Source organism: Streptomyces sp. CB02959, assembly GCF_002803155.1.
In the GTDB taxonomy this organism is placed as follows: Bacteria; Actinomycetota; Actinomycetes; order Streptomycetales; family Streptomycetaceae; genus Streptomyces.
Window position 1 is genome coordinate 734,678 of sequence record NZ_NNBP01000001.1, and the last position, 23,638, is coordinate 758,315.

At 71.9% G+C, this 23,638-nt stretch carries 20 protein-coding genes; 13 read left to right on the forward strand and 7 right to left on the reverse strand.

The annotated features are described in order from the left end of the window. Positions 1 to 47: 47 nt before the first annotated feature. Entirely contained in the window at positions 48 to 995 is a 948-nt protein-coding gene (gene ppgK, locus CG747_RS03065) for a polyphosphate--glucose phosphotransferase (protein WP_100599991.1), read from the reverse strand. Positions 996 to 1,084: 89 nt separating this feature from the next. Next, a complete protein-coding gene (locus tag CG747_RS03070) occupies positions 1,085 to 2,086 on the reverse strand; it encodes a 4-hydroxy-3-methylbut-2-enyl diphosphate reductase (protein ID WP_100599992.1) in 1,002 nt (333 codons plus the stop codon). A 75-nt stretch (positions 2,087 to 2,161) separates the two neighbouring features. On the opposite strand from CG747_RS03070, the gene CG747_RS03075 reads away from it, so the two are divergent. The 4 genes from CG747_RS03075 to CG747_RS03090 all read left to right on the forward strand — a co-directional run bounded on the left by CG747_RS03075 (position 2,162) and on the right by CG747_RS03090 (position 6,003). Further along, positions 2,162 to 3,559 carry an APC family permease gene (locus CG747_RS03075; RefSeq protein WP_100599993.1) on the forward strand — a complete coding sequence of 466 codons (1,398 nt, stop codon included), beginning with the start codon at positions 2,162 to 2,164 and terminating at the stop codon, positions 3,557 to 3,559. Between the two features lie 119 nt (positions 3,560 to 3,678). Beyond that, on the forward strand, positions 3,679 to 4,938 hold the full coding sequence (xseA, locus tag CG747_RS03080) for an exodeoxyribonuclease VII large subunit (RefSeq protein WP_180985356.1): 1,260 nt from the start codon (positions 3,679 to 3,681) through the stop codon (positions 4,936 to 4,938). A gap of 10 nt (positions 4,939 to 4,948) precedes the next feature. Then, the gene (locus tag CG747_RS03085) at positions 4,949 to 5,218 is read left to right on the forward strand and encodes an exodeoxyribonuclease VII small subunit (protein WP_100599995.1); all 270 of its coding nucleotides are present in this window, start codon (positions 4,949 to 4,951) and stop codon (positions 5,216 to 5,218) included. A 191-nt stretch (positions 5,219 to 5,409) separates the two neighbouring features. Next, the gene (locus CG747_RS03090) at positions 5,410 to 6,003 is read left to right on the forward strand and encodes a malonic semialdehyde reductase (RefSeq protein WP_100599996.1); all 594 of its coding nucleotides are present in this window, start codon (positions 5,410 to 5,412) and stop codon (positions 6,001 to 6,003) included. Positions 6,004 to 6,116: 113 nt separating this feature from the next. Here CG747_RS03090 and CG747_RS03095 read toward each other — a convergent pair whose 3' ends face one another. After that, positions 6,117 to 6,653: a DUF4245 domain-containing protein gene (locus tag CG747_RS03095; RefSeq protein WP_100599997.1), complete on the reverse strand. Its 537-nt coding sequence runs from the start codon at positions 6,651 to 6,653 to the stop codon at positions 6,117 to 6,119. 228 nt (positions 6,654 to 6,881) lie between these two features. Here CG747_RS03095 and glpX point away from each other — a divergent pair, with 228 nt between their 5' ends. Then, positions 6,882 to 7,913 (forward strand): class II fructose-bisphosphatase, encoded by a 1,032-nt coding sequence (gene glpX / locus CG747_RS03100; protein WP_100599998.1) that lies wholly within the window; start codon positions 6,882 to 6,884, stop codon positions 7,911 to 7,913. A 112-nt stretch (positions 7,914 to 8,025) separates the two neighbouring features. Here glpX and CG747_RS03105 read toward each other — a convergent pair whose 3' ends face one another. Next, complete coding sequence (locus CG747_RS03105) at positions 8,026 to 8,385, reverse strand: WhiB family transcriptional regulator (protein WP_100599999.1); 360 nt, start codon at positions 8,383 to 8,385, stop codon at positions 8,026 to 8,028. Between the two features lie 209 nt (positions 8,386 to 8,594). Continuing rightward, positions 8,595 to 9,491, reverse strand: coding sequence for a DUF1707 domain-containing protein (locus tag CG747_RS03110; RefSeq protein ID WP_374701730.1), 897 nt, complete (start codon positions 9,489 to 9,491; stop codon positions 8,595 to 8,597). 166 nt (positions 9,492 to 9,657) lie between these two features. Here CG747_RS03110 and CG747_RS03115 point away from each other — a divergent pair, with 166 nt between their 5' ends. After that, positions 9,658 to 11,331, forward strand: a complete 1,674-nt coding sequence (locus CG747_RS03115; protein ID WP_100600000.1) for a fumarate hydratase — start codon at positions 9,658 to 9,660, stop codon at positions 11,329 to 11,331. 132 nt (positions 11,332 to 11,463) lie between these two features. On the opposite strand, the gene CG747_RS03120 is transcribed toward CG747_RS03115, so the two are convergent. Further along, complete coding sequence (locus CG747_RS03120) at positions 11,464 to 11,667, reverse strand: hypothetical protein (RefSeq protein WP_100600001.1); 204 nt, start codon at positions 11,665 to 11,667, stop codon at positions 11,464 to 11,466. Between the two features lie 588 nt (positions 11,668 to 12,255). Between CG747_RS03120 and CG747_RS03125 the strand changes: the two genes are divergently transcribed. From CG747_RS03125 to CG747_RS03145, 5 genes are all read left to right on the forward strand, one after another. Continuing rightward, positions 12,256 to 13,650, forward strand: a complete 1,395-nt coding sequence (locus CG747_RS03125; protein ID WP_100600002.1) for an aspartate ammonia-lyase — start codon at positions 12,256 to 12,258, stop codon at positions 13,648 to 13,650. Positions 13,651 to 13,706: 56 nt separating this feature from the next. Then, positions 13,707 to 14,444 (forward strand): DUF402 domain-containing protein, encoded by a 738-nt coding sequence (locus tag CG747_RS03130; protein WP_374701731.1) that lies wholly within the window; start codon positions 13,707 to 13,709, stop codon positions 14,442 to 14,444. Positions 14,445 to 14,687: 243 nt separating this feature from the next. Then, positions 14,688 to 15,371 carry a class I SAM-dependent methyltransferase gene (locus CG747_RS03135; RefSeq protein WP_100600004.1) on the forward strand — a complete coding sequence of 228 codons (684 nt, stop codon included), beginning with the start codon at positions 14,688 to 14,690 and terminating at the stop codon, positions 15,369 to 15,371. An 87-nt stretch (positions 15,372 to 15,458) separates the two neighbouring features. Then, positions 15,459 to 17,972, forward strand: coding sequence for a SpoIIE family protein phosphatase (locus tag CG747_RS03140; RefSeq protein WP_100600005.1), 2,514 nt, complete (start codon positions 15,459 to 15,461; stop codon positions 17,970 to 17,972). A gap of 212 nt (positions 17,973 to 18,184) precedes the next feature. Beyond that, positions 18,185 to 19,648, forward strand: coding sequence for a catalase (locus CG747_RS03145; RefSeq protein WP_100600006.1), 1,464 nt, complete (start codon positions 18,185 to 18,187; stop codon positions 19,646 to 19,648). 74 nt (positions 19,649 to 19,722) lie between these two features. Here the strand turns inward: CG747_RS03145 and CG747_RS03150 are convergent, their stop codons facing one another. After that, complete coding sequence (locus CG747_RS03150; protein WP_100600007.1) at positions 19,723 to 22,038, reverse strand: transglycosylase domain-containing protein; 2,316 nt, start codon at positions 22,036 to 22,038, stop codon at positions 19,723 to 19,725. Positions 22,039 to 22,310: 272 nt separating this feature from the next. Here CG747_RS03150 and CG747_RS03155 point away from each other — a divergent pair, with 272 nt between their 5' ends. Together CG747_RS03155 and CG747_RS03160 are read left to right on the forward strand one after the other, a co-directional pair. Next, entirely contained in the window at positions 22,311 to 23,261 is a 951-nt protein-coding gene (locus CG747_RS03155; RefSeq protein WP_100600008.1) for an SPFH domain-containing protein, read from the forward strand. Continuing rightward, a complete protein-coding gene (locus CG747_RS03160; RefSeq protein WP_180985357.1) occupies positions 23,258 to 23,590 on the forward strand; it encodes a hypothetical protein in 333 nt (110 codons plus the stop codon). Before CG747_RS03155 ends, CG747_RS03160 begins: the two co-directional genes overlap by 4 nt. The last annotated feature ends 48 nt before the right edge of the window (positions 23,591 to 23,638 follow it).

The window sequence follows — 23,638 nt, forward strand, 5'->3', positions numbered from 1 at the left end:
GGGCACGCTGGTCTGCGCGCTGCTGGTGCTGGTCCGCAAGGCGCTGCTCATCGCCCGGCGTCGGGCCAGCCGACCTGTGAGTCGACAACGGCGTCCGGGGCCCGGTCCGCGGGCGACGGCCCCTCGGCGGGAGGAATCCGTGCCCCGGACACCGAGCGGCTCGCGGCCGGGGAGCCGTCAGCGGCAGGTGGCCCGCCAGTAGGGCGCGCGGCGCCGGCCGGGCCGGTGGGACCGGCGCTCGCACCGGAGACCTGCGTGGCCATCGCGGCGCCCACGATGCCCGCGTTGTTCTGCAGCCGCGCCGGCACGATCTCGGCCCTGATCCCCTCGATCAGCGGCAGGAACTTATCCGCTTTGCGGCTCACCCCGCCGCCGATCACGAACAGGGCGGGCGAGAAGAGCATCTCCACGTGGGCGAGGTACTTCTGGACCCGGTGCGCCCACTGCTGCCAGTTCAGCTCCTCGTCCTCCTTGGCCTTGGTGGAGGCGCGCTTCTCGGCGTCGTGGCCGTGCAGTTCCAGGTGGCCCAGCTCGGTGTTGGGGATCAGTCGGCCGTCGGTGAAGACGGCGCTGCCGATGCCGGTGCCGAAGGTGAGGACGACGACCGTGCCGGTTCGGCCCCGGCCGGCGCCGAACCGCATCTCGGCCAGGCCCGCGGCGTCCGCGTCGTTGAGCAGGGTGACCGGGCTGCCGCCCGCCCCGCCGCCGATCCGGCCGCTGAGCAGCGCGGCGGCGTCCGTGCCGATCCAGCGCTTGTCGACGTTGGCGGCCGTGCGGGTGATCCCGCCGGTGACCACGCCGGGGAAGGTCGCGCCGACCGGGCCGGTCCACCCGAAGTGGTCCACGACCTCCTTGACGCCGTCGGCGACCGCCTCGGGGGTGGCCGGATGCGGGGTCAGTACCTTGTAGCGCTCCTCGGACAGTTCGCCGCGCTCCAGATCGACCGGGGCGCCTTTGATGCCCGATCCGCCGATGTCCACACCGAAGACCCTCATGGGAAAAGGCTAGGCGCGGACTTCGCCCGCCGCCCCCGGTATGGCGGAGACGGCGGGCGGTGGACGTCGGCCTGGGCTGCGGTGGGCGGTCAGTCCTCGACGGCGGCCTTGGCCTCGGCGCGCAGGTCGCGGCGGAGCTCCTTGGGGAGCGAGAAGGTGATGGACTCCTCGGCGGCGGTGATGGTCTCGACGTCGTCGTAGCCGCGGGCGGCCAGCCATTCCAGGACGCCGTCGACCAGGATCTCGGGGACCGAGGCGCCGGAGGTGACGCCGACGGTGGTCACGCCGTCGAGCCATGCCTCGTCGATCTCGTCGGCGTAGTCGACCAGGTACGACGCGGTGGCGCCGGCGCCGAGGGCGACCTCGACCAGGCGCTTGGAGTTCGAGGAGTTCCGCGAGCCGACGACGATGACGAGGTCGGCGTGGGCGCCCATCTGCTTGACCGCGATCTGGCGGTTCTGGGTGGCGTAGCAGATGTCGTCGCTGGGCGGCGAGAGGAGGTTGGGGAAGCGGCCCTTGAGGGCGTCGACGGTCTCCATGGTCTCGTCCACGGAGAGCGTGGTCTGGGAGAGCCAGACGACCTTGTCCGGGTCGCGGACCTCGACGTTCTCGACGTCCTTGGGGCCGTCGACGAGCTGGATGTGCTCGGGGGCCTCGCCGCTGGTGCCGATGACCTCCTCGTGGCCCTCGTGGCCGATCAGGAGGATGTCGTAGTCGTCGTCGGCGAAGCGGACGGCTTCCTTGTGGACCTTGGTGACCAGCGGGCAGGTCGCGTCGATGGTGGCGAGCTTGCCGCGCTTGGCCTCGTCGTGGACGACGGGGGCGACGCCGTGTGCGGAGAAGATGACGATGTTGCCCTCGGGGACCTCTTCGGTCTCCTCGACGAAGATCGCGCCCTTCTTCTCCAGGGTCTTCACCACGTACTTGTTGTGGACGATCTCGTGGCGCACGTAGACGGGGGCGCCGTACTGCTCGAGGGCTTTCTCGACGGCGATCACGGCGCGGTCCACGCCCGCGCAGTAGCCGCGGGGGGCGGCGAGGAGGACCTTGCGGCTGGGCTGCGGACCGGGAGTAGCAGACATGGGTCCCATCGTAAGGCCGTGCCCCGGCGGGGCGTGATCGCGGCGGTGACCCAGACTGATGGGGACCACGGACGAGGAGGCGGGATGCCGGGCACGGACGGCGCGACCGCAGGTGAGGGGGCGCGCGGCGGCACCGGAGCGCTGCGCCGGACGCTGTCGTTCCGGGACCTGGTCGTCTACGGGCTGCTCTTCATCGCCCCGATGGCGCCGGTGGGGATCTTCGGCACCCTCCAGGCCGCGTCGCACGGCGCGATCACGGCGGTCTACCTGGTCGCCACGGTGGCGATGGCGTTCACGGCGTACTCGTACGCCCAGATGGTGCGGGTCGCGCCGCGGGCCGGGTCGGTCTACGCCTATGCGCGGGTCGGCCTGGGCGAGGGCGCGGGGTTCGTCGCCGGGTGGATGGCGATGCTGGACTACCTGCTGATCCCGGCGGTGGCGTACCTGTTCTCCGGGATCGCGCTGCACGCCCTGGTGCCGCAGGTGCACCAGTGGGTGTGGACGGCGGTCGCGGTGGTGGTCACCACGCTGCTGAACCTGTGGGGGGTGCGGACCGCGGCGGTGGTCGGGTTCGCGGTGCTGGCGCTGGAGATCGCGGTGCTGGTGGTCTTCGTGGTGGCGGCGGTGTGGGCGCTGGCGGCGCACGGGGCGCAGCGCGGCTGGGCGGTGCCGCTGACCGGGGAGGGCGGCTTCTCGCTCGACGCGGTGCTGGCGGCGGTGTCGGTGGCGGTGCTGTCGTACCTGGGCTTCGATGCCATCGCGTCGTTCGCGGAGGAGGCGTCCGGGGGATCGCGGCTGGTGGCCCGGGCCGTGGTCACGTGCCTGGTGGTGGCCGGGGTGCTGTTCGCCGCGCAGACGTATCTGGCCGCGCTGCTGGCCCCGATGAGCGCCGCGGAGCTGGCCGCGAAGCCGGGCGAGCAGGGGGCCGCCTTCTACGTGACGGTGGACTTCGCGGTGGGCGGCTGGCTGCACGACCTGGTGGCGGTGAGCAAGGCGATCGGGGCGGCGTTCGCGGCGCTGGCCGGGCAGGCCGCGGCCGGCCGGCTGCTGTTCGCGATGGCCCGGGACCGGCGGCTGCCGGGGGCGATGGCGAAGGTGGACGCGGGCAGCGGGGTGCCGCGCCGGGCGCTGCTGGGGGCGGCGCTGGTGACGCTGGTGGCGGCGGTCTGGGCGGCCACCCGGGACGACGGTCTGGACCGGTTGTCGTCGATCGTGAACGTCGGCGCGCTGACCGCGTTCGCGCTGCTGCACGCCTCGGTGATCGGATGGTTCCGGATCCGCCGGCAGGCGGCGGTGCCGAGCGTGCTGCGGCATGTGGTGGTGCCGCTGGCGGGGCTGGCGGTGGTGGTCGCGGTGGTCGTCGAGGCGTCGCCGACCGCGCAGGTCGTGGGCGGGGTCTGGCTGGTGGTGGGGCTGGTGGTGCTGGCGGTGCAGTACGCGAAGGCCGGTTCCCGCGCCGGTTCCCACCCGTCCGGCGACTGAGAGCCGGGGGCGGAGGCCGGGGCGGCGCCGCCCCGTGCGCCGGCCCCGCACCCGTGCGGCGTGCGGGATCGGCGGCGAGCGGACCGGCACTGTCGGTGGCCGCCGCTACTCTCGCTCGTATGGCTGTCTCTACGTCTCCGGAAGCGCCGATCCCGGTCGGCGAGGTGTCCCGGCTCATCGGCGGGTGGATCGACCGGCTCGGCGCGGTCTGGGTCGAGGGGCAGATCACCCAGCTCTCGCGGCGGCCCGGGGCCGGGGTGGTGTTCCTGACGCTGCGCGATCCGTCGCACGACATCTCGGTGAGCGTGACGTGCTACCGCCAGGTCTTCGACAAGGTCTCCGAGGTGGTGACCGAGGGCTCCCGGGTGGTGGTGCACGCCAAGCCGGAGTGGTACGCCCCGCGCGGTCAGCTGTCGCTGCGGGCCGCCGAGATCCGCCCGGTCGGCGTGGGCGAACTCCTCGCCCGGCTGGAGCAGTTGAAGCGGACGCTGACCGCGGAGGGGCTGTTCGCGGCGGAGCGCAAGCGGACGCTGCCGTTCCTCCCGCAGCTGATCGGGCTGGTCTGCGGCCGGGCCAGCGCCGCCGAGCGCGACGTGCTGGAGAACGCCCGGCACCGCTGGCCGGCGGTCCGCTTCGAGGTGCGCAACGTGCCGGTGCAGGGGGTGCACGCGGTGCCGCAGGTGATCGCGGCGGTGCAGGAGCTGGACGCGCTGCCCGAGGTGGACGTGATCATCGTGGCGCGTGGCGGCGGCAGCGTGGAGGACCTGCTGCCGTTCTCCGACGAGCAGCTGGTCCGGGCGGTGTCCGAGGTGCGCACGCCGGTGGTCTCGGCGATCGGCCACGAGCCGGACAGCCCGCTGCTGGACCTGGTGGCCGATCTGCGCGCCTCGACGCCGACGGACGCGGCGAAGAAGGTGGTCCCGGACGTGGGCGAGGAGCTGGCCCGGGTGCAGCAGATGCGGGAGCGGGCCCGGCGCGCGCTGGGCGGCTTCCTGGACCGCGAGGAGCGGGGTCTGGCGGCGGCGCTGCACCGCCCGTCGATACAGCATCCGCACCGGATGGTGCAGGAGCGCGAGGAGCAGGTCACCGCCCTGCTGGAGCGCGGCCGGCGGACGCTCGGGCATCTGCTGGACCGGGCCGACTCGGAGCTGGTGCACACCCTGGCGCGGGTGGTGGCACTCTCCCCCAAGGCGACGCTGGAGCGCGGCTACGCGGTGCTCCAGAAGCCGGACGGGGCGGCGGTGCGCGCACCGTCCGAGGTGGCGGTGGACGAGGAGTTGCGGGCCAGGGTGGCCGAGGGCGAGTTCCGGGTGCGGGTGGCCGCGGTCCCGGACGACGCCGATTCCGGGCGGCCGATGCCGCCCCGGGCGGACTCATAGGGTGGGAGACATGGCGAAGACGGATGACGTGGTGGACGGCGCGGCCGAGGTGGCGCCGGTGGACTCCACCCTCGGTTACGAGCAGGCGCGGGACGAGCTGATCGAGGTCGTCCGCCGCCTGGAGGCAGGCGGCACGACGCTGGAGGAGTCGCTGGCCCTCTGGGAGCGCGGCGAGGAGCTGGCGAAGGTCTGCCGCCGCTGGTTGGACGGGGCCCGGGCGCGGCTGGACGCGACGCTGGCGGAGGGTTCGGCGGAGGACGGTGCGGCGGAGCAGGGCTAGCGGCGCCCGGCGCCGCCCCCGCCCGCCCCGTGAGCGGCCTTCCGGATGACGAAAGGCCGCTATCAACCAGTGAAACCCCTCACACTTCCCACCCGTTAGTTGAACTTTAATCTATCGGGGTTACAGTGGTTCCCGTAGACAGCGAAGTCTTCGAAGATCTGTAATCCACCTGAAGCCCCGAGGTGCCCCTGATGTCTCTCGCCCTTGACGCCGCCGCTCAGGACCTCCTGTTCCGCGAGGCCCAGACCGCCAACACGTTCACGGACGAGCCGGTGACGGACGAGCAGGTCCAGGCCATCTACGACCTGGTGAAGTACGCCCCCACCGCCTTCAACCAGTCCCCGCTGCGGATCACCCTGGTCCGCTCCGAGGACGCCCGCAAGCGCCTGATCGCGCACGCCATGGGCGCCAACGGCCCCAAGACCCTGGCCGCGCCGCTGACCGTGATCCTCTCCGTCGACCTGGACTTCCACGAGAAGCTGCCGCAGCTCTTCCCGCACGCCCCGGGCGTGAAGGACGCCTTCTTCTCCGAGGCCACCGCCCGCGAGGCCGCCGGCACCCAGAACGCCACCCTCCAGGCCGGTTACTTCATCCTCGGCATCCGCGCCGCCGGCCTGGCCGCCGGCCCGATGACCGGCTTCGACTTCACCGGCGTCGACAAGGAGTTCTTCGGCGACGGCAAGCAGAAGTCCTTCCTGGTCATCAACCTCGGCAAGCCGGGCGCGGACGCCTTCTTCCCGCGTTCGCCGCGCCTCTCCTTCGACGAGGCCGCTGCCACCGTCTGAGCCGCCCCCGGCCCGACGTACGACGAGGCCGCCGCACCCACCCGGGTGTGGCGGCCTCGTCGTGCCCCCGGTGAACGGGGCGGGCCGACCGCTCGGCCCCGTATCGCTGCTCCTCAGCCCTTCTTCGTCACCAAGGCCGCGGCCAGGTCCGCGAGCCGCCCGTACGGCGCGGTACCGGTGACGATCGTGGTCACCCCGGGCTCCTCGTGGACCAGCGCCCGGTAGGTGCTGCCCTGGTAGCGGTCCCACTTCTTGCTGCCGACCGCCTGCTGGCCCGCGACCTTGTCGGCGCCCAGCGTGACGTCCTGTATGAACTGCTTGGCCGGTGCGTCGCTCTGCTCGATCGCCGCGTACTCCTGCTCCGGGTCGAGCATCCCCAGGTGCCAGGCGCCGCCCTTGCCGTCGTCACTGGCCTTGTAGGAGACGGAGGTGGGCCGCCAGGTCTTGGGCAGGCCCTCGGGCGCGGCGACCGGGTACGGGGCGGCACGTCGGGCGGTGATGATCTCGACGCGGGTGTCGACGGTCTGGACCGCGCTCTTCTCCGCGTTCGCACTGTCGTCGTGCGGGATGAAGTAGTAGATCGCCCCGACCAGGACACCGATCACCGCCAGCGACAGAACCATGTCCGCCACTCTTTGCCTGCCTCGCATACCAGCCACGTCCCTATGGTCCCCTATGCCCGCCGGCGCCCGGACGCGCCCCCCTGGGACGCCACCCACCTGGGCAAACGGTTCCGCGGTCGACGACCGCCCGGCGCGGGCGTCACCCGGCCACCCGCTTGCTCATGCGAAGGCCCCCCTGCTCATTTTCGCGACCTACCGATAAAGTCATGAGCATCCTCATCAATCCGGCCGTCGCCGTACAGAAAGGTGCGCTCGATGTCCGAGCATCATCTGCCGTCCCAACTAGAGGTCAGCCCGGAAGCCCCGGACCGCAACCTCGCCCTGGAGCTCGTCCGGGTGACCGAGGCCGGCGCCATGGCATCGGGCCGCTGGGTCGGCCGTGGCGACAAGAACGGCGCGGACGGCGCGGCGGTCAAGGCCATGCGCGCCCTGATCCACACCGTTTCGATGAACGGCGTCGTGGTCATCGGGGAGGGCGAGAAGGACAACGCCCCGATGCTCTACAACGGCGAGCGCGTCGGTGACGGCACCGGCCCGGAGTGCGACGTGGCCGTGGACCCGGTGGACGGCACCACCCTGACCGCCAAGGGCATGGCCAACGCGGTGTCCGTCATGGCGGTCGCCGAGCGCGGCTCGATGTTCGACCCGTCCGCGGTCTTCTACATGGACAAGCTCGCCACCGGCCCCGAGGCGGCGGACTTCGTCGACATCAACGCCCCGGTGGCGGTGAACATCAAGCGGATCGCCAAGGCGAAGAAGTCCGCCGTCGAGGACGTCACCGTCGTCATCCTGGACCGGCCGCGCCACGACGGCCTGGTCAAGGAGGTCCGGGAGGCCGGCGCGCGGATCAAGTTCATCGCCGACGGCGATGTCGCCGGCGCGATCATGGCGGCCCGCGAGGGCACCGGCGTGGACCTGCTGCTGGGCATCGGCGGGACGCCCGAGGGCATCATCGCCGCCTGTGCGCTGAAGTGCCTGGGCGGCGCCTTCCAGGGCAAGCTGTGGCCCAAGGACGACGAGGAGCGGCAGCGCGCCCTCGACGCCGGCCACGACCTCGACCGGGTCCTGCAGATCGAGGACCTGGTCCGCGGCGACAACGTCTTCTTCGTCGCCACCGGCATCACCGACGGCGAGCTGCTGCGCGGCGTCCGCTACCGCGCCGAGACCGCCTACACCCAGTCCCTGGTCATGCGCTCCAAGTCCGGCACCATCCGCCAGATCGACTCCCAGCACCGCCTCTCCAAGCTGCGTGCCTACAGCTCGATCGACTTCGAGCGCCCCAGCTGATCCGGTCCGGCCGGACCGGACCCAGCACGCGTCTCGCCCCCGTCGGAAGCGACTTCCGGCGGGGGCGGGACGCGTGCGGATGCCGCGGCGTCCGGACAGGCCCGTGCTGTGGTCAACCGGCCGCGGGCATCGCGGCGGCCCGCTGCAACTCGCTCTCCCGGCGCCGGCGGCGGGTCAGCACCACCCGGCGCTCGGCCGCGGTCAGCCCGCCCCAGACGCCGTACGGCTCCGGCTGGAGCAGGGCGTGCTCCCGGCACTCGACCATCACCGGACAGCGGGCGCAGACCCGCTTCGCGGCTTCCTCCCTGGCCAGCCGTGCGGCGGTGGGCTCCTTGGAGGGGGCGAAGAACAACCCGGCCTCGTCCCGGCGGCACACCGCCTCCGAATGCCAGGGGCCGGCCTCGTCGCGAGCGTGCCCGCGCTGGGACGGAACGACAGCGGCATCCTGCAGGGGCTGATGCGGTAGCAGCACGGTCTACTCCTGACGACGGCTTCGGCGAGAGAAATCACCCTTGCCCGTCTCGCTGCGCACGGCCTTTTCGCACCCCGCAGCCGTACGAGAGACGATGCACCAGCCCTACCCGCTGTACGCGGGCTTATGCACACCGTGTCGATCGAGGAACATCGAAGAACGCCGCGGCAGGGGCCGAGGCGGCCCCTGCGGCTGCGACCGGACGCGACCTAGCCGAATCGGCGGCGCCCCCGGCGATCGTGGCGCTCCGCCCGCAACTGGTCGATCCGGTCCCGGCGTTCGGCCCGGAGCTCGTCCATCCAGTGGTGGTGCTCGGCCCGCAGCTCCTCCATCCGCTCCCGCCGCTCACCGCGCAGCCGGTCCCGCAGGTCGCGGATCCAGGCGCCGCGCTTGGGCTTGGCCTCCACGCTGCCCAGCAGCGCGAAGCCGTTCACGTCCACCTCGGGCGCGTCGCCGTCCGCCGCCTCGTGCGTCTCCACCTCGAAGCTGCCCAGGATGCCGGAGCCGCTGCTGCGCAGCGTGATGTTCTCCGGCACCCGGACCTCGACGCTGCCGAAGACGGAGGTGACGTTGATCTGCACCCGCTGCTGCGGGAAGACCGCCTCGGTCAGGTCGATCTCCACGCTGCCGAAGATCGCGACCGCGTTGATCCGCGGCGGGACCCGCCAGCGGCCCTTGCGGTTGGCCGCGCTGAAGATCGCGACGAGGTTCTGGTCGGCGAGCCCGGCGGGCCGGTCGTACGCGTGGGGCGCCGGGTCCGGCTGCGGTCGGCCGCCGGCGCCCGGGAGGTCCCGGACGACGGGCTCCAGCTCGCCCATGGTCTTGGCGCGGTAGACCGCGTCGATCCGCTCGGCGTGCTCCTCGGCGTCCAGCCGGCCCTCGGCGAGCGCCTCCCGCAGGATCTCCGCGATCCGGTCGCGGTCCGCGTCCGAGGCCCGCATGCCTCCCCCCGCGGCCGGCGGGGGCGCCCCCGCCTCCGTCACCGGCTTGGCCTGCGGTGCCGCCTCGTCCTTGGTCAGTTTCACCACCTGCTCGTCGCGCTGCTCGGCAAGCGGTCCGGGCGGGGTCTCGGGGCCCGGTCGTCCCCCGTTTCCTGAAGCGTCCACGGCCCAAGGGTACCGAAACGCGATAGATCGCGACTAGGGGATCCGCGGCGCGTCTCGAACGGACTGAGCCCTACCTCACAGCAGCGGCCCGGCACGGGGGTTCTACGCTGTTCAGGCGCTGCCGTAGAAGCCAGCCCACACCCCTCCGAGTAAGGAATTGCCCCCAATGCCGGAATTCGCCTACACCGACCTGCTTCCCACCGGCGAGGACAACACCCCCTACCGCCTGGTGACTTCGGAGGGCGTCAGCACCTTCGAAGCCGACGGCCGGACGTTCCTCAAGGTCGAGCCGGAGGCGCTGCGCAAGCTCGCCGCCGAGGCGATGCACGACATTGCGCACTACCTGCGCCCGACCCACCTCGCGCAGCTGCGCAAGATCCTGGACGACCCGGAGGCCAGCGCCAACGACCGCTTCGTCGCCCTGGACCTGCTCAAGAACGCCAACATCGCCGCCGCCGGCGTGCTGCCGATGTGCCAGGACACCGGCACCGCGATCGTCATGGGCAAGCGCGGCCAGCAGGTGCTGACCGAGGGCGGCGACGAGGAGGCCCTCTCCCGCGGCATCTACGACGCCTACACCCAGCTCAACCTGCGGTACTCGCAGATGGCGCCGCTGACCATGTGGGAGGAGAAGAACACCGGCTCCAACCTCCCGGCCCAGATCGAGCTGTACGCGACCGACGGCGGCGCCTACAAGTTCCTCTTCATGGCCAAGGGCGGCGGCTCGGCCAACAAGTCCTTCCTCTTCCAGGAGACCAAGGCCGTCCTCAACGAGGCGTCCATGATGAAGTTCCTGGAGCAGAAGATCCGTTCGCTCGGTACGGCCGCCTGCCCGCCGTACCACCTCGCCATCGTCGTCGGCGGCACCTCGGCCGAGTACGCCCTGAAGACCGCCAAGTACGCCTCCGCGCACTACCTGGACGAGCTGCCCGCTTCAGGCTCGCCGACCGGCCACGGCTTCCGCGACAAGGAGCTGGAGGAGAAGGTCTTCGAGCTGACGCAGAAGATCGGCATCGGCGCCCAGTTCGGCGGCAAGTACTTCTGCCACGACGTCCGCGTCGTCCGCCTGCCCCGGCACGGCGCGTCCTGCCCGGTCGCCATCGCCGTCTCCTGCTCCGCCGACCGCCAGGCCGTCGCCAAGATCACCGCCGAGGGCGTCTTCCTGGAGCAGCTGGAGACCGACCCGGCCCGCTTCCTCCCCGAGACCACCGAGGAGGAGCTGACCGAGGGCGCCGGCCCCGACCTCGACGCGGTCAGGATCGACCTCGACCGGCCGATGGCCGACATGCTCGCCGAGCTGACCAAGCACCCGGTCAAGACCCGACTCTCGCTCACCGGCACGCTGGTCGTGGCCCGCGACATCGCCCACGCCAAGATCAAGGAGCGGCTGGACGCGGGCGAGGAGATGCCGCAGTACCTCAAGGACCACCCGGTCTACTACGCCGGTCCGGCCAAGACCCCCGAGGGCTACGCCTCCGGCTCCTTCGGCCCGACCACCGCGGGCCGGATGGACGCCTACGTCGAGCAGTTCCAGGCCGCCGGCGGCTCCAAGATCATGCTCGCCAAGGGCAACCGCTCCCAGCAGGTCACCGACGCCTGCGGCACGCACGGCGGCTTCTACCTGGGCTCCATCGGCGGCCCCGCGGCCCGCCTCGCCCAGGACTGCATCAAGAAGGTCGAGGTCCTCGAATACGAGGAACTCGGCATGGAGGCCGTCTGGAAGATCGAGGTCGAGGACTTCCCCGCCTTCATCGTCGTCGACGACAAGGGCAACGACTTCTTCCAGGACCCGGCCCCGACCACCCCGACCTTCACCAGCATCCCCGTCCGCTCGTCGTGACCTTCCGCGGCCGCCGTCCGCAGCGCGCGGGCGGCGGCCGTCGGCGTTCCCGCAACGGGGCGGCGGCCGCTCGCGCATGAGGACGCGGCGGCCGCCCGTTTCTGCGCCCGGGCCGGCTCCGCCGCCACCGCTCTAACGGCGCCGGTGGCGGGGGCACGCGCACGGCGGCCACGCCTGGGAGAGGCCGTAGAGGTCGAAGCGGTCGCCGGCGACGACGTGGATCTGGGCGCGTTCCTGGGTGACGGCTCCGTCGGGCGTCGCGGTGTAGACGCGCAGGGTCATCAGCGATTGCCGGGATCGCGGGCCCGGTGAGGTGTGGCCGGCGCTCGTGGCCATGGTGACACTCCTGTTCGGTGGGCGGTGTTGGCGTTGTCCCGTTAGTGGCGAGGGCGGCTCCCCGGTTTCGTCGTGGGATCCCCTGGACTTCCAGCGGATCACTACGTTCCGTGTTCCCATCGTCACCCTCCGCCGTAACCTTGGGAAGGAGTGAGAGCTGATTCCTACAGGCGTAAGAATGGGAAGTGAGGCTGTGGCCAAGGACATTGACGTGGCGTCATCCGGTGTGGCGCCGTTCGGGACGCGGCCGCGGAAGCTCCGTCCGGACGCCGAAGCGCCCTGTTCCGGGGGCAGTTGGCGCAGCCACGCGCGGCCGCCGGCCCGCCGCGCGACCCGCCGCGGGTCCGGCTGCCGCGCTCGGGCCGGTGGCGACCGCGGCGAGGCGGCCGGCGGTCGGTCCGGGGTCGGCCCCGGGCGGGCCGGCGGGGAGCCGGAGGGACCGGTGCGGGGTTTCCCACCGGGCGCCCGGACCGCGTTCGGCGCGGGCCGGCGGGCCGACGCGCGGGCCGGCCGGGCGGCGGGGGCGCAGCCAGGTGACATACGCCGCGGGCCGGGAACAGATCCGGGCCCGCGGGCACTGTCATAGGCATGAGCGAAAACAGCGCATTCAGGATCGAGCACGACTCGATGGGCGAGGTGCGGGTGCCCGCGCACGCCAAGTGGCGGGCCCAGACCCAGCGGGCGGTGGAGAACTTCCCCATCTCCGGGCAGCGGCTGGAGCGGGCGCACATCGAGGCGCTGGCGCGGATCAAGGGAGCGGCCGCCAAGGTCAACGCCGAGTTGGGCGTGCTGGGCAAGGATGTCGCGGAGGCCATCGCGGAGTCGGCCGCCGAGGTGGCCGAGGGGCGGTGGGACGAGGACTTCCCGGTCGACGTGTTCCAGACCGGGTCCGGGACGTCGTCGAACATGAACGCCAACGAGGTGATCGCGACCCTCGCCAGTGAGCGGCTGGGGCGGGAGGTGCACCCCAACGACCACGTCAACGCGAGCCAGTCGTCGAACGACGTGTTCCCGTCGTCGATCCACATCGCGGCGACGTCGGCGGTCCTGGGCGACCTGATTCCGGCGCTGGAGCACCTGGCGGCGGCGCTGGAGCGGAAGGCGGCGGAGTTCGCCGAGGTGGTGAAGTCGGGGCGGACGCATCTGATGGACGCGACCCCGGTGACACTGGGGCAGGAGTTCGGGGGGTACGCCGCGCAGGTGCGGTACGGGATCGAGCGGTTGCAGGCCTCACTGCCGCGACTGGCCGAACTCCCGCTGGGCGGCACGGCGGTGGGGACGGGGATCAACACTCCCCCGGGGTTCTCGGCGGCGGTGATCGCGGAGGTGGCGCGGGCGACGGGGCTGCCGCTGACGGAGGCGCGCAATCACTTCGAGGCGCAGGGGGCGCGGGACGGCATCGTCGAGACGAGCGGGCAGCTGCGGACCCTCGCGGTCGGGCTGACGAAGATCGCGAACGATCTGCGGTGGATGGCTTCGGGGCCGCGGACCGGGCTCGCGGAGATCGCTCTGCCGGATCTCCAGCCGGGCTCGTCGATCATGCCGGGGAAGGTCAATCCCGTTATTCCGGAGGCGGTGCTGATGGTCGCCGCGCAGGTCACCGGCAATGACGCGACGGTGGCGACGGCCGGCGCGGCCGGCAATTTCGAACTGAACGTGATGCTGCCGGTGATCGCGCGCAACGTACTGGAGTCGGTGCGGCTGCTGGCCAATGTCTCGAGGCTGCTGGCCGACCGCACGGTGGACGGCATCACCGCGAATGTGGCGCGGGCCCGCGCCTACGCCGAATCGTCGCCGTCGGTGGTGACTCCGCTGAACAAGTACCTCGGTTACGAGGAGGCGGCGAAGGTCGCCAAGCAGTCGCTCGCGGAGCGGAAGACCATCCGGGAGGTGGTGGTCGAGGGCGGTTACGTCGAGCGCGGGCTGCTGACGGAGGAACAGCTCGACGAGGCGCTGGACGTGTTGCGCATGACCCGTCCGTAACCACCGGCGCGGCGCATGTCACCGCACGCGTAACGCGACGCCCCTAAGATCTGCGCATGACAGCGGACATGGTGGAGACGACGGAAGGCGAGACGGCCGACGGGCCCGCACCGGCGGCCGGGGCGGGGCGGACGGCGGCGGAGCCGGGGCGCTGGGCCCCCGGGGACCACATCCTGTGGCGCTACCGCGACAACGCCGATCCCCGCCGGTTCCACATCTGTCGTCCGATGACCGTTGTCCAGGACACCGAGGAGCTGCTCGCGGTGTGGATGGCGCCGGGCACCCCGTGCGTCAAGCCGGTGCTCGCCGACGGCACGCCGGTGCACCGCGAGCCGCTCGCCACCCGCTACACCAAACCGCGGCGGACCTTGCGCGACCAGTGGTTCGGCACCGGTGTGCTGAAGCTGGCCCGGCCGGGAGATCCGTGGTCGGTCTGGCTGTTCTGGGAGAGCGGCTGGCACTTCAAGAACTGGTACGTCAATCTGGAGGAGCCGCGCCGCCGTTGGTCCGGCGGAATCGACTCACTCGATCATTTCCTCGACATCTGCGTCTATCCGGACCGGCGCTGGGAGTGGCGGGACGAGGACGAGTTCGCGCAGGCCCGGCGGGACGGTCTGGTGACGGACGCCCAGGCGGACGACGTCAGGTCCGCCGGACGCGCCGCGGTCGCACAGATCGCGGCGTGGGAAGGGCCGTTCGCCGACGGCTGGGAGGACTGGCGGCCCGATCCCGCCTGGGACGTTCCCGCGCTTCCGGAGAACTGGGACCACCTGCCTGATCGTTTGCTGCAGTGAGACAGCAAACGTGAAAAGAAGAGAATGAAGAGAGTGAAGGGGGCGAACGGTGGAAAGGTGCGCCTATGGGCAAAGCTGTTTCCAGCCGCGTTCCCCGGGGGTTCCCGCCGGGCGGGAAGCCGTAGCCAGCCCCCTTGCTGCGCCCTGGGCCTTCAAACGTAGGATCGTCCTCCGCAAGACTGCACAGGCGCAACTCCAGAACGAGAAAACGAACTTGACAGCGGTCGCAGGAGGGGCGAAGTCGTGAGCGCGACAAGCTACGACGCGTACGAGGGCCTGAACCGGTTAGCACTCGACCGGGCCGGACAGGCCGAAGCGTTCGACGCGATCGGTGACCAGTACGAAACGGCTTTTCCGCATAAGGAAGGTCAGATCGCCTCGGGCGCATGGCTGAGCGGGGAACTGCCGGCCGGTGCCCGGGTCCTCGACGCCGGGTGCGGCACCGGACTGCCGACCGCCCGTCAACTCCACGACGCCGGGCACCGGGTCGTGGGAATCGACCTCTCCCCCGGGATGGTCGCACTCGCCCAGGGCAACGTCCCGGGCGGCGAATTCCACCGGCTGGACATCGCCGATCTGCGCGGTGGCCGGCTGGGCGGTCCCGGTTCCTTCGACGGAATCACCGCCTATTTCTCCCTGTTGATGATGCCCCGTGCGGAAATCCCGTGCGCCCTGGGCATGCTGCACGACCTCCTGCGACCCGGCGGGTTGATGGCCCTGGCAATGGTCGAGGGCGATATCGACGACTTCCCCATTCCGTTCCTCGGCAGCACGATCCGGGTATCGGGATATCTGCGGGACGACCTGCGCCGGGTCGTGCGCGACGCGGGTTTCGACATCGTCGGGGAGGACTCGTATGCGTATGCCCCGTCGAGTACGGATGTACCACCCGAAATCCAGCTCTTTCTGCACCTGCGACGCGCTTGAGACGCACCGCGTCAGGCGCGTCCGCTCGGGCGACGCGCACCGAACGCGGCGCGCCTGCGCCAGCCCCGGACGGATGGAACCCCACGCGTGACGGAGCATCCCACCTCCCACGAAACGCGGCAGTCGGCCCCGACCGCCGCGTCCTCGGCATCCCCTGCTTCGGGGACGGCCGGGACGGCGCCGCTCGGCGGCGTCCCCGACCCGCGCAGCGCCCTCCAGCAGCCCGCCGGCACCGGTCACGAGCCGGGGACGGGGACGGGGTTCGCGGTGCGCGGGGGTGACGACAGCGGCCTCGGCGGCGAGGCCGGTGAGCCCACCGCCACGGCCTCCGCGGGACCGCCGGCCGGGCAGGGCGACGCCGAGCCGGCCGCCGACCACGGCCCGGCCGGCGACGGGGCGCGGGCGTACGGCGCCGCCCGCGCATCCCGCGACAGTTCCTACGGCGGATACACCGGGTCGTACGAGGGCTCGTACGACCCGTACGGGGAGGTGGCCATGCCCGCGGAGAGGCGGCCGGACGGGGAGCCGGGCGCGGAGCGCGCCGCGGTCCGCACGGGCCGGCCGGTGGCGCAGGGCGCGGTGGACCGCGCCGGGGCGCCGGAGCCGGGTGAGGAGCCGGGGCATGCGCAGCCGCGGCCCGGCGGCGAGGGCATCGGGCGGCCGCGGGAAGGCGGCCCGTCGTCCTGGACGCACGGCGGAGGGTCGGGCCCGGGCGGGCTGCCGCCGGGGCCGCCGCCGGGCGTACGGGGCGGCGGACCGTCCGGTGCGGCCGGGGCGGAGCTGCCGCCTCCGGCGGGGCCGCCGCAGCCGCCCGCGGTGCCGCCCGCCCGGTCGGCGCATCCGGGCGAGAACGGCGAGAGCCGGGAGGCGGCCGCGGCCCGGCAGGCGAGCGGTGACCGGCTGCGCTTCATCGGGGCGGCGACCCGGCGGATCGCCCGCGGGATAGACCTGGACGAGATCGTGCTGGGGCTGTGCCGGGCGACGGTGCCGACCTTCGCCGACGCGATCCTGGTGTATCTGCGCGATCCGCTGCCGGTGGGCGACGAGCGGCCGACCGGCCCGGTGGTGCTGCGGCTGCGCCGCACCGACCGGATCCCGGAGGAGCCGGACACCAACGGGCTGCGGCTGCCGGTGCTGCCGGCGCAGCCGGATCTGGGGCCGGCGATGGGCGGCAGCGCCGCGGAGCTGTCGGAGGTGCGCCCGGGCGGGCCGCTGGCCGAGGTGCTGCGCGGGGTGCGGCCGCTGTTCGGGGAGGCGCAGGCGGCGCGGACCGCGCTGCCGGAGCTGCTGGGGCCGGACACCCGGCTGCCGGGCGGCCACCGGGTGATCCTGGCGCCGTTGCGCGGGCGCCGGCGGGTGATCGGCGCGGCGGTGTTCCTGCGCCGCCCGGACCGGCCGGCGTTCGAGCCGGACGATCTGCTGGTGGCGGCCCAGTTGGCGACGCACACCGCGCTGGGCGTGGACAAGGCGGTGCTCTACGGCCGCGAGGCGTACATCGCCGACGCGCTGCAGCGCACCATGCTGCCGGACTCGTTGCCGCAGCCCACCGGTGTGCGGCTGGCCAGCCGCTACCTGCCGGCCGCGGAGACCGCCCGGGTGGGCGGCGACTGGTACGACGCGATCCCGCTGCCGGGCAGCCGGGTGGCGCTGGTCGTCGGCGACGTGATGGGCCACTCGATGACCTCGGCGGCGATCATGGGGCAGCTGCGGACCACCGCGCAGACCCTGGCGGGGCTGGACCTGCCGCCGCAGGAGGTGCTGCACCACCTCGACGAGCAGGCCCAGCGGCTGGGCTCGGACCGGATGGCGACCTGCCTGTACGCCGTCTACGACCCGGTGGCGCACCGGATCATGGTGGCCAACGCCGGGCATCCGCCGCCGGTGATGCTGCACCGCGGCGGGCGCGCGGAGGTGCTGCGGGTGCCGCCGGGCGCGCCGATCGGCGTCGGCGGGGTGGACTTCGAGGCGGTGGAGCTGGACGCCCCGGCGGGCGCCACGCTGGTGCTGTACACCGACGGTCTGGTGGAGTCGCGGATCCGGGACGTGTGGACCGGCATCGAGCAGCTGCGCGAGCGGCTGGCCGAGACGGCCCGGCTGACCGGGCCCAATCCGCCGCCGCTGGAGCCGCTGTGCGACGAGGTGCTGGACATGCTGGGGCCGGGCGACCGCGATGACGACATCGCGCTGCTCGCGGCCCGGTTCGACGGCATCGCGCCGAGCGACGTCGCGTACTGGTACCTCGACCCGAAGGCGCAGACCGCGGGGCAGGCGCGCCGGCTGGCCCGGCGGGCGCTCGCCCGCTGGGGCCTGGAGGAGCTGTCGGACCAGCTGGAGTTGCTGGTCAGCGAGGTGGTGACCAATGCGGTGCGGTACGCCGAGCGGCCGGTGACGCTGCGCCTGCTGCGGACCGACGTGCTGCGCTGCGAGGTCGGTGACGACGTGCCGCAGTTGCCGCGGCTGCGGCAGGCCCGGCCGTCCGACGAGGGCGGGCGGGGGCTGTACCTGGTCAACCGGATGGCCCGGCGTTGGGGCGCGACGCGGTTGAGCATGGGCAAGGTCGTCTGGTTCGAGCTGTCGATGCCGCCGGGGGCGCGGCGCTGAGGCCCCGCGTGTGAGGGGACCCCGTCCGGGACCGGGCGGGGTCCTTCGCGTGTCCGGACTCGACCGGGCGCCCGGGGCCGTTGCCGACATGCCGTCGGCCGTCTTGGCTGCTTGGGTGGGGCAAAAGGGATCAACGGGACCAGCTGCCCTCGGATGGGACTGACGGACCCCGCCCACCCCACCGCCAGTCATCGAACGGGAGGCACTCCCCCATGGCCAGCACCGCGCACCACGTCCCGCACACGACGACCAACACCGGTGTCCCGGTGGAGAGCGACGAGCACTCGCTCACCGTGAGCCCGGACGGCCCCATCCTGCTCCACGACCACTATCTGATCGAGAAGATGGCCCAGTTCAACCGCGAACGGGTCCCCGAGCGGGTGGTGCACGCCAAGGGCAGCGGCGCGTACGGCTTCTTCCAGGTCACCAACGACGTCAGCCAGTTCACCAAGGCGGACCTCTTCCAGCCCGGCAAGGAAACCGAGATGCTGGCCCGCTTCTCGACCGTCGCCGGTGAGCAGGGCTCCCCGGACACCTGGCGCGACCCGCGCGGCTTCGCCCTCAAGTTCTATACCGAGCAGGGCAATTACGACCTGGTGGGCAACAACACCCCGGTCTTCTTCGTACGGGACACGATCAAGTTCCAGGACTTCATCCGCTCGCAGAAGCGCCGTTCCGACAGCGGGCTGCGCGACAACGACATGCAGTGGGACTTCTGGACGCTGTCGCCGGAGTCGGCCCACCAGGTCACCTGGCTGATGGGCGACCGCGGCATCCCCAGGACGTACCGGCACATGAACGGGTACGGCTCGCACACCTACATGTGGGTCAACGCGGGCGGCGAGAAGTTCTGGATCAAGTACCACTTCAAGACCGACCAGGGCATCGACTTCCTCACCCAGGCCGACGCCGACCGGCTGGCCGGCGAGGACGCCGACTACCACCGCCGGGACCTCCACGAGGCCGTCGAGGCCGGCAACGCCCCGTCGTGGACGCTGTACGTGCAGGTCATGCCGTTCGAGGACGCCCCGGACTACCGCTTCAACCCGTTCGACCTGACCAAGGTGTGGCCGCACGGCGACTACCCGCTGATCGAGGTCGGCCGGATGACGCTCAACCGGAACCCGGAGGACTACTTCATCCACGTCGAGCAGGCCGCGTTCGAGCCGTCCAACATGGTGCCGGGCATCGGCCCGTCCCCGGACAAGATGCTGCTCGGCCGGCTGTTCTCGTACCCGGACACCCACCGGTACCGGATCGGCCCGAACTACGCGCAGCTGCCGCCCAACCGGCCGCACGTCCCGGCCCACTCGTACGCCAAGGACGGCCCGATGCGGTTCGACCCGGCGCGGACGGCCCGGCCGTACGCCCCGAACTCCTACGGCGGTCCGGCGGCCGACACCGTGCGGTACGGGGAGCCGGCGGGCTGGGAGAGCACCGGCGCGATGGTGCGCGAGGCGTACACGCTGCGCCAGGACGACGACGACTTCGGGCAGCCGGGCACGATGGTCCGCGAGGTGCTGGACGACGCGGCCCGCGACCGCCTGGTCGGCAACGTCTCCGGGCACCTGCGCAGCGGGGTGAGCCGGCCGGTGCTGGACCGGGCGCTCCAGTACTGGCGGAACATCGACAAGCGGCTCGGCGACCGGATCGCCAAGAAGGTCAACGGCGGCTGATCCGTACGGGGAGCACGGCGGCCCGCACCCCTTTCCGGGGTGCGGGCCGCGGTGGTGCCGGGTGACCGGGCGGGTCAGCCGCCGCCGAAGTTCGGCAGGTTGTTGCCGCCGTTGGCGTTGGTGCCGCCCGGCTGGCCGCCGGGGCCGCCGGTGCCGCCGCCGGTACCCGTGGCGCCGCCGGTGCCGGTGGAGCCGCCGGGGCCGCCGCCGGTGCTGCCGTCCGGCGGGGTGGAGCCGCCGCCGGGCGGCGTGGGACGGCCGCTCGGACGGCCGGAGACGCTGTCCGACGGGGTGGTGGACGGCGTCGGGCTGGCCGGCGCGGAGTGCGTCGGGGTCGGCGTCGGGGTGACCGGCGCGGACTGGGTCGGCGTCGGCGGGGCGGGCGGCGGCACCGCGGCGCCCATGTCGGTCTCCAGGTCGAAGTCGCCGCCGGTGCCGCCGTCGAGCGCGGCCTGGGTGTAGTCGGCCCAGACCCGCGCCGGGTAGCCGCCGCCGTTGACCCGGCCGCCGCCGCCGGCGCCCTTGAGGGTGACCTGCTTGCCGCCGGTGGGCGACTCGCCGAACATGCCGACCGCGGTGACCAGGTTGGGCGTGTAGCCCACGAACCAGGCCGACTTGTTGTCGTCGGAGGTGCCGGTCTTGCCGGCCGCCTTGTAGGAGGTGTTCTTGACCGACTCCGAGGCGGTGCCGTCGTTGACCACGCCGGTCAGGACCGAGGTGACGGTGTCGGCCGTGCGGCGGGAGAGCACCTGCTCGCCGATCGGGTTCTTGAGCGGGACCTCCTTGTCGGAGCCGTCCTTGCTCTGGACCGCCTTGACGACCATGGTCGGGGTGACCTTGACGCCGTGGTTGTCGAACGTGGCGTACACCCCGGCCATCTGGAGCGGGCTGGCGCCCATGGTGCCCAGGGTCATGGCCGGCTGGACGTCCATCTTGGAGCCGTCCATGCCCAGGCCGACCGCGGTCTTCTTGGCCTGGTCCAGGCCGACGTCGGCGCCCATCTGCGCGAAGACCGCGTTGACGGAGTTGTTGGTCGCCGTCTGGACGGTGATCTTCCCGTAGGTGTGCTCGTCCTCGTTCGGCGGCGCGAAGGGCTTGGTGCCGCCGACGACCGGACGGCGGTTGCGGCCGTCGTAGATCGCGTTGGGGGTGATCGGGACACCGCCCTGGGTCATCGCATGGTTCTCCATGGCCGATGCCAGGATCAGCGGCTTGAAGGTGGAGGCCGGCTGGTAGTCGGAGCGGGTCGCGTTGTTGGTGTAGTGCTGCGGGTAGCCCGCGCCGCCGTACAGCGCCACCACGTGGCCGGTCTTGGGGTCCACCGAGGTGGCGCCGAGCTGGACGTCGCGGTCGACCGAGCGGCGGTCGGGCGAGAGGTCGTCGGTGAGCTTCTGCTTGACCGCCGCTTCCAGCGCCTTCTGCCGGTTCTTCTCGATGCCGAGGGTGACGGTCCAGCCGCCGGCCTCGAACTCGCTCTCGTCGACGCCCTGGGCGAAGAGTTCCTTCTTGGCCGCGGCGATGATGTAGCTGGCCTGGCCGGTCAGACCGGGCAGCGGCTTGGGCGGCTTGGGCACCGGGAACTTCTGCTTGGCGCGCTCCTCGGGCGAGATCCACTTCATCTCGACCATGTTGTTGAGCGTGTACGCCCAGCGCTCCTGGACCCGCTGCTTGCCGGCGTCGGACGCGATGGCCCAGTCGTACTGGTTGGGCGCCTGGAGCAGCGAGGCGAGGTAGGCGCCCTGCGCGACGGTGAGCTTGTCGGAGTCCACGCCGTAGTACGCCTGCGCGGCGGCCTGGATGCCGTAGGCGCCGCGGCCGTAGTAGCTGGTGTTGATGTAGCCGGCGAGGATGTCGTCCTTGCTGAACTTCTGGTCCACCTTCAGGGAGATGACGATCTCCTGGAGCTTGCGGGAGACCGTCTGCTCCTGGCTGAGGTAGTAGTTCTTGACGTACTGCTGGGTGATCGTCGAGCCGCCCTGCTTGCCCTTGCCGCTCAGGGTGTTGATGACGCCGCGCAGGGTGCCCTTCAGGTCGACGCCGGAGTCGTTGTAGAACGTCTTGTTCTCGGCGGCGACGAAGGTGTGCTGGACTTCCTTGGGTATGCGGCTGAGCGGGACCGTCTCGCGGTTGACCGCGCCGACCCGCGCCATGACCGAGCCGTCCGCGTACTTGAAGACGTTGCTCTGGAGCTTGGCTTCCTTGTTGCCCGCCGGGACGTCCACGTAGAGGTAGAGCCCGACGAAGCCGAGGATCCCCAGGAGGCATACGCCGAGGAAGGCCCCGACGACCTTCTTCCAGGTGAAGAAGCGGCGTATGCCGGACTTCTTCTCGTTCTTTCCGGCCCGGCGGGCGCCGTCCTGCCGCGCCCGCCTCGCGTCCGCTCGGCCCATCGCTCGTGCAACTCCAGTCGTTCAGCCTCCGGCATAACTCAGCTGTTGAAGCTAACACCGCATCTGTCAACAAATACTCATCGATCAAGGCTTTTCCGTACGTGACAAACAGCACGGGAAATCTGCGCAACCGTCCCGGCATCGGACCGCACCACTCTGGACCGCAGCAGGCCAGCGCGTTAAAGTGATATCACTTTGCTAGACCAGCGAAAGCACACACTGCGGCGCACATCACGCACCGCGCCGCACGTCGGCCACGAAACGGGGACCCCATGACCGATACGACAACCACCGCCGCCGACTCCGCGGACGCCCCGGAGATGCCGGCGCCACAGGTCCGCGAGCGGGCCGCGCACAGCATCCCGGGCGGGCTGGCCCTGCTGCTGACCGTCCTGGGCGTCGCCCTCGGCATCGCCGCGATCATCGCCGGCGGCGTCGCGGGCAACAGCGGCAACAACGCCCTCGCCGTGCCCGTGGTGCTCGCCGGGATCCTGGTCCTGGCCGGCTCGGTCTTCTGCATGACCGGCGTGAAGATGGTCGCGCCCGGCGAGGCCCGGGTGATCCAGCTCTTCGGGCGGTACGTCGGCACCATCCGCACCGACGGCCTGCGCTGGGTCAACCCGCTCACCTCGGCCCGCAAGATCTCCACCCGGGTCCGCAACCACGAGACCTCGGTCCTCAAGGTCAACGACGCCTACGGCAACCCGATCGAGCTGGCCTCGATCGTGGTCTGGAAGGTCGAGGACACCGCCCAGGCACTCTTCGAGGTCGACGACTTCCTGGAGTTCGTCGCCACCCAGACCGAGGCGGCCGTCCGGCACATCGCCATCGAGTACCCCTACGACGCCCACGACGTGGACGGCCTCTCGCTGCGCGGCAACGCCGAGGAGATCACCGAGAAGCTGGCCGTGGAGCTGACCGCCCGGGTCCAGGCCGCCGGTGTGCAGATCATCGAGACCCGCTTCAGCCACCTCGCCTACGCCCCGGAGATCGCCTCCGCGATGCTCCAGCGACAGCAGGCCGGTGCGGTCGTCGCGGCCCGCCAGCAGATCGTCGAGGGCGCGGTGGGCATGGTCGAGTCGGCCCTGGAGCGGATCAACGAGCAGGGCATCGTCGAACTGGACGAGGAGCGCAAGGCCGCCATGGTCAGCAATCTGATGGTGGTGCTGTGCGGCGACCGGGCCGCCCAGCCGGTCCTGAACACGGGCTCGCTCTACCAGTGAGTGCGGACGCCCCCCAGGAGTCCGGCGCGGACCGCGAAGGGCCCGCCGGCCGCCGGCCGCAGCAGCGCAAGCAGGTGCTGCTGCGGCTGGACCCGCTGATCCACGACGCCCTCGGCCGCTGGGCCAACGACGAACTGCGCAGCACCAACGCCCAGGTCGAGTTCCTGCTCCGCAAGGCACTGGCCGACGCGGGGCGCCTACCGCGGGGAGCGGGCGCGCCGCCGCGCCGGGGGCGGCCGCCCAAGCGGCGGGAGCCGACCGAGGGGCCGGCGGCGGGGTCGACGGAGAAGTCGGCGGAGACAGCCGAGGGGGTGTCGGACGGCGGGTGACATCGGACGAGGGGTGACATCGAGCCACTAGAAACTCCATCTATACAC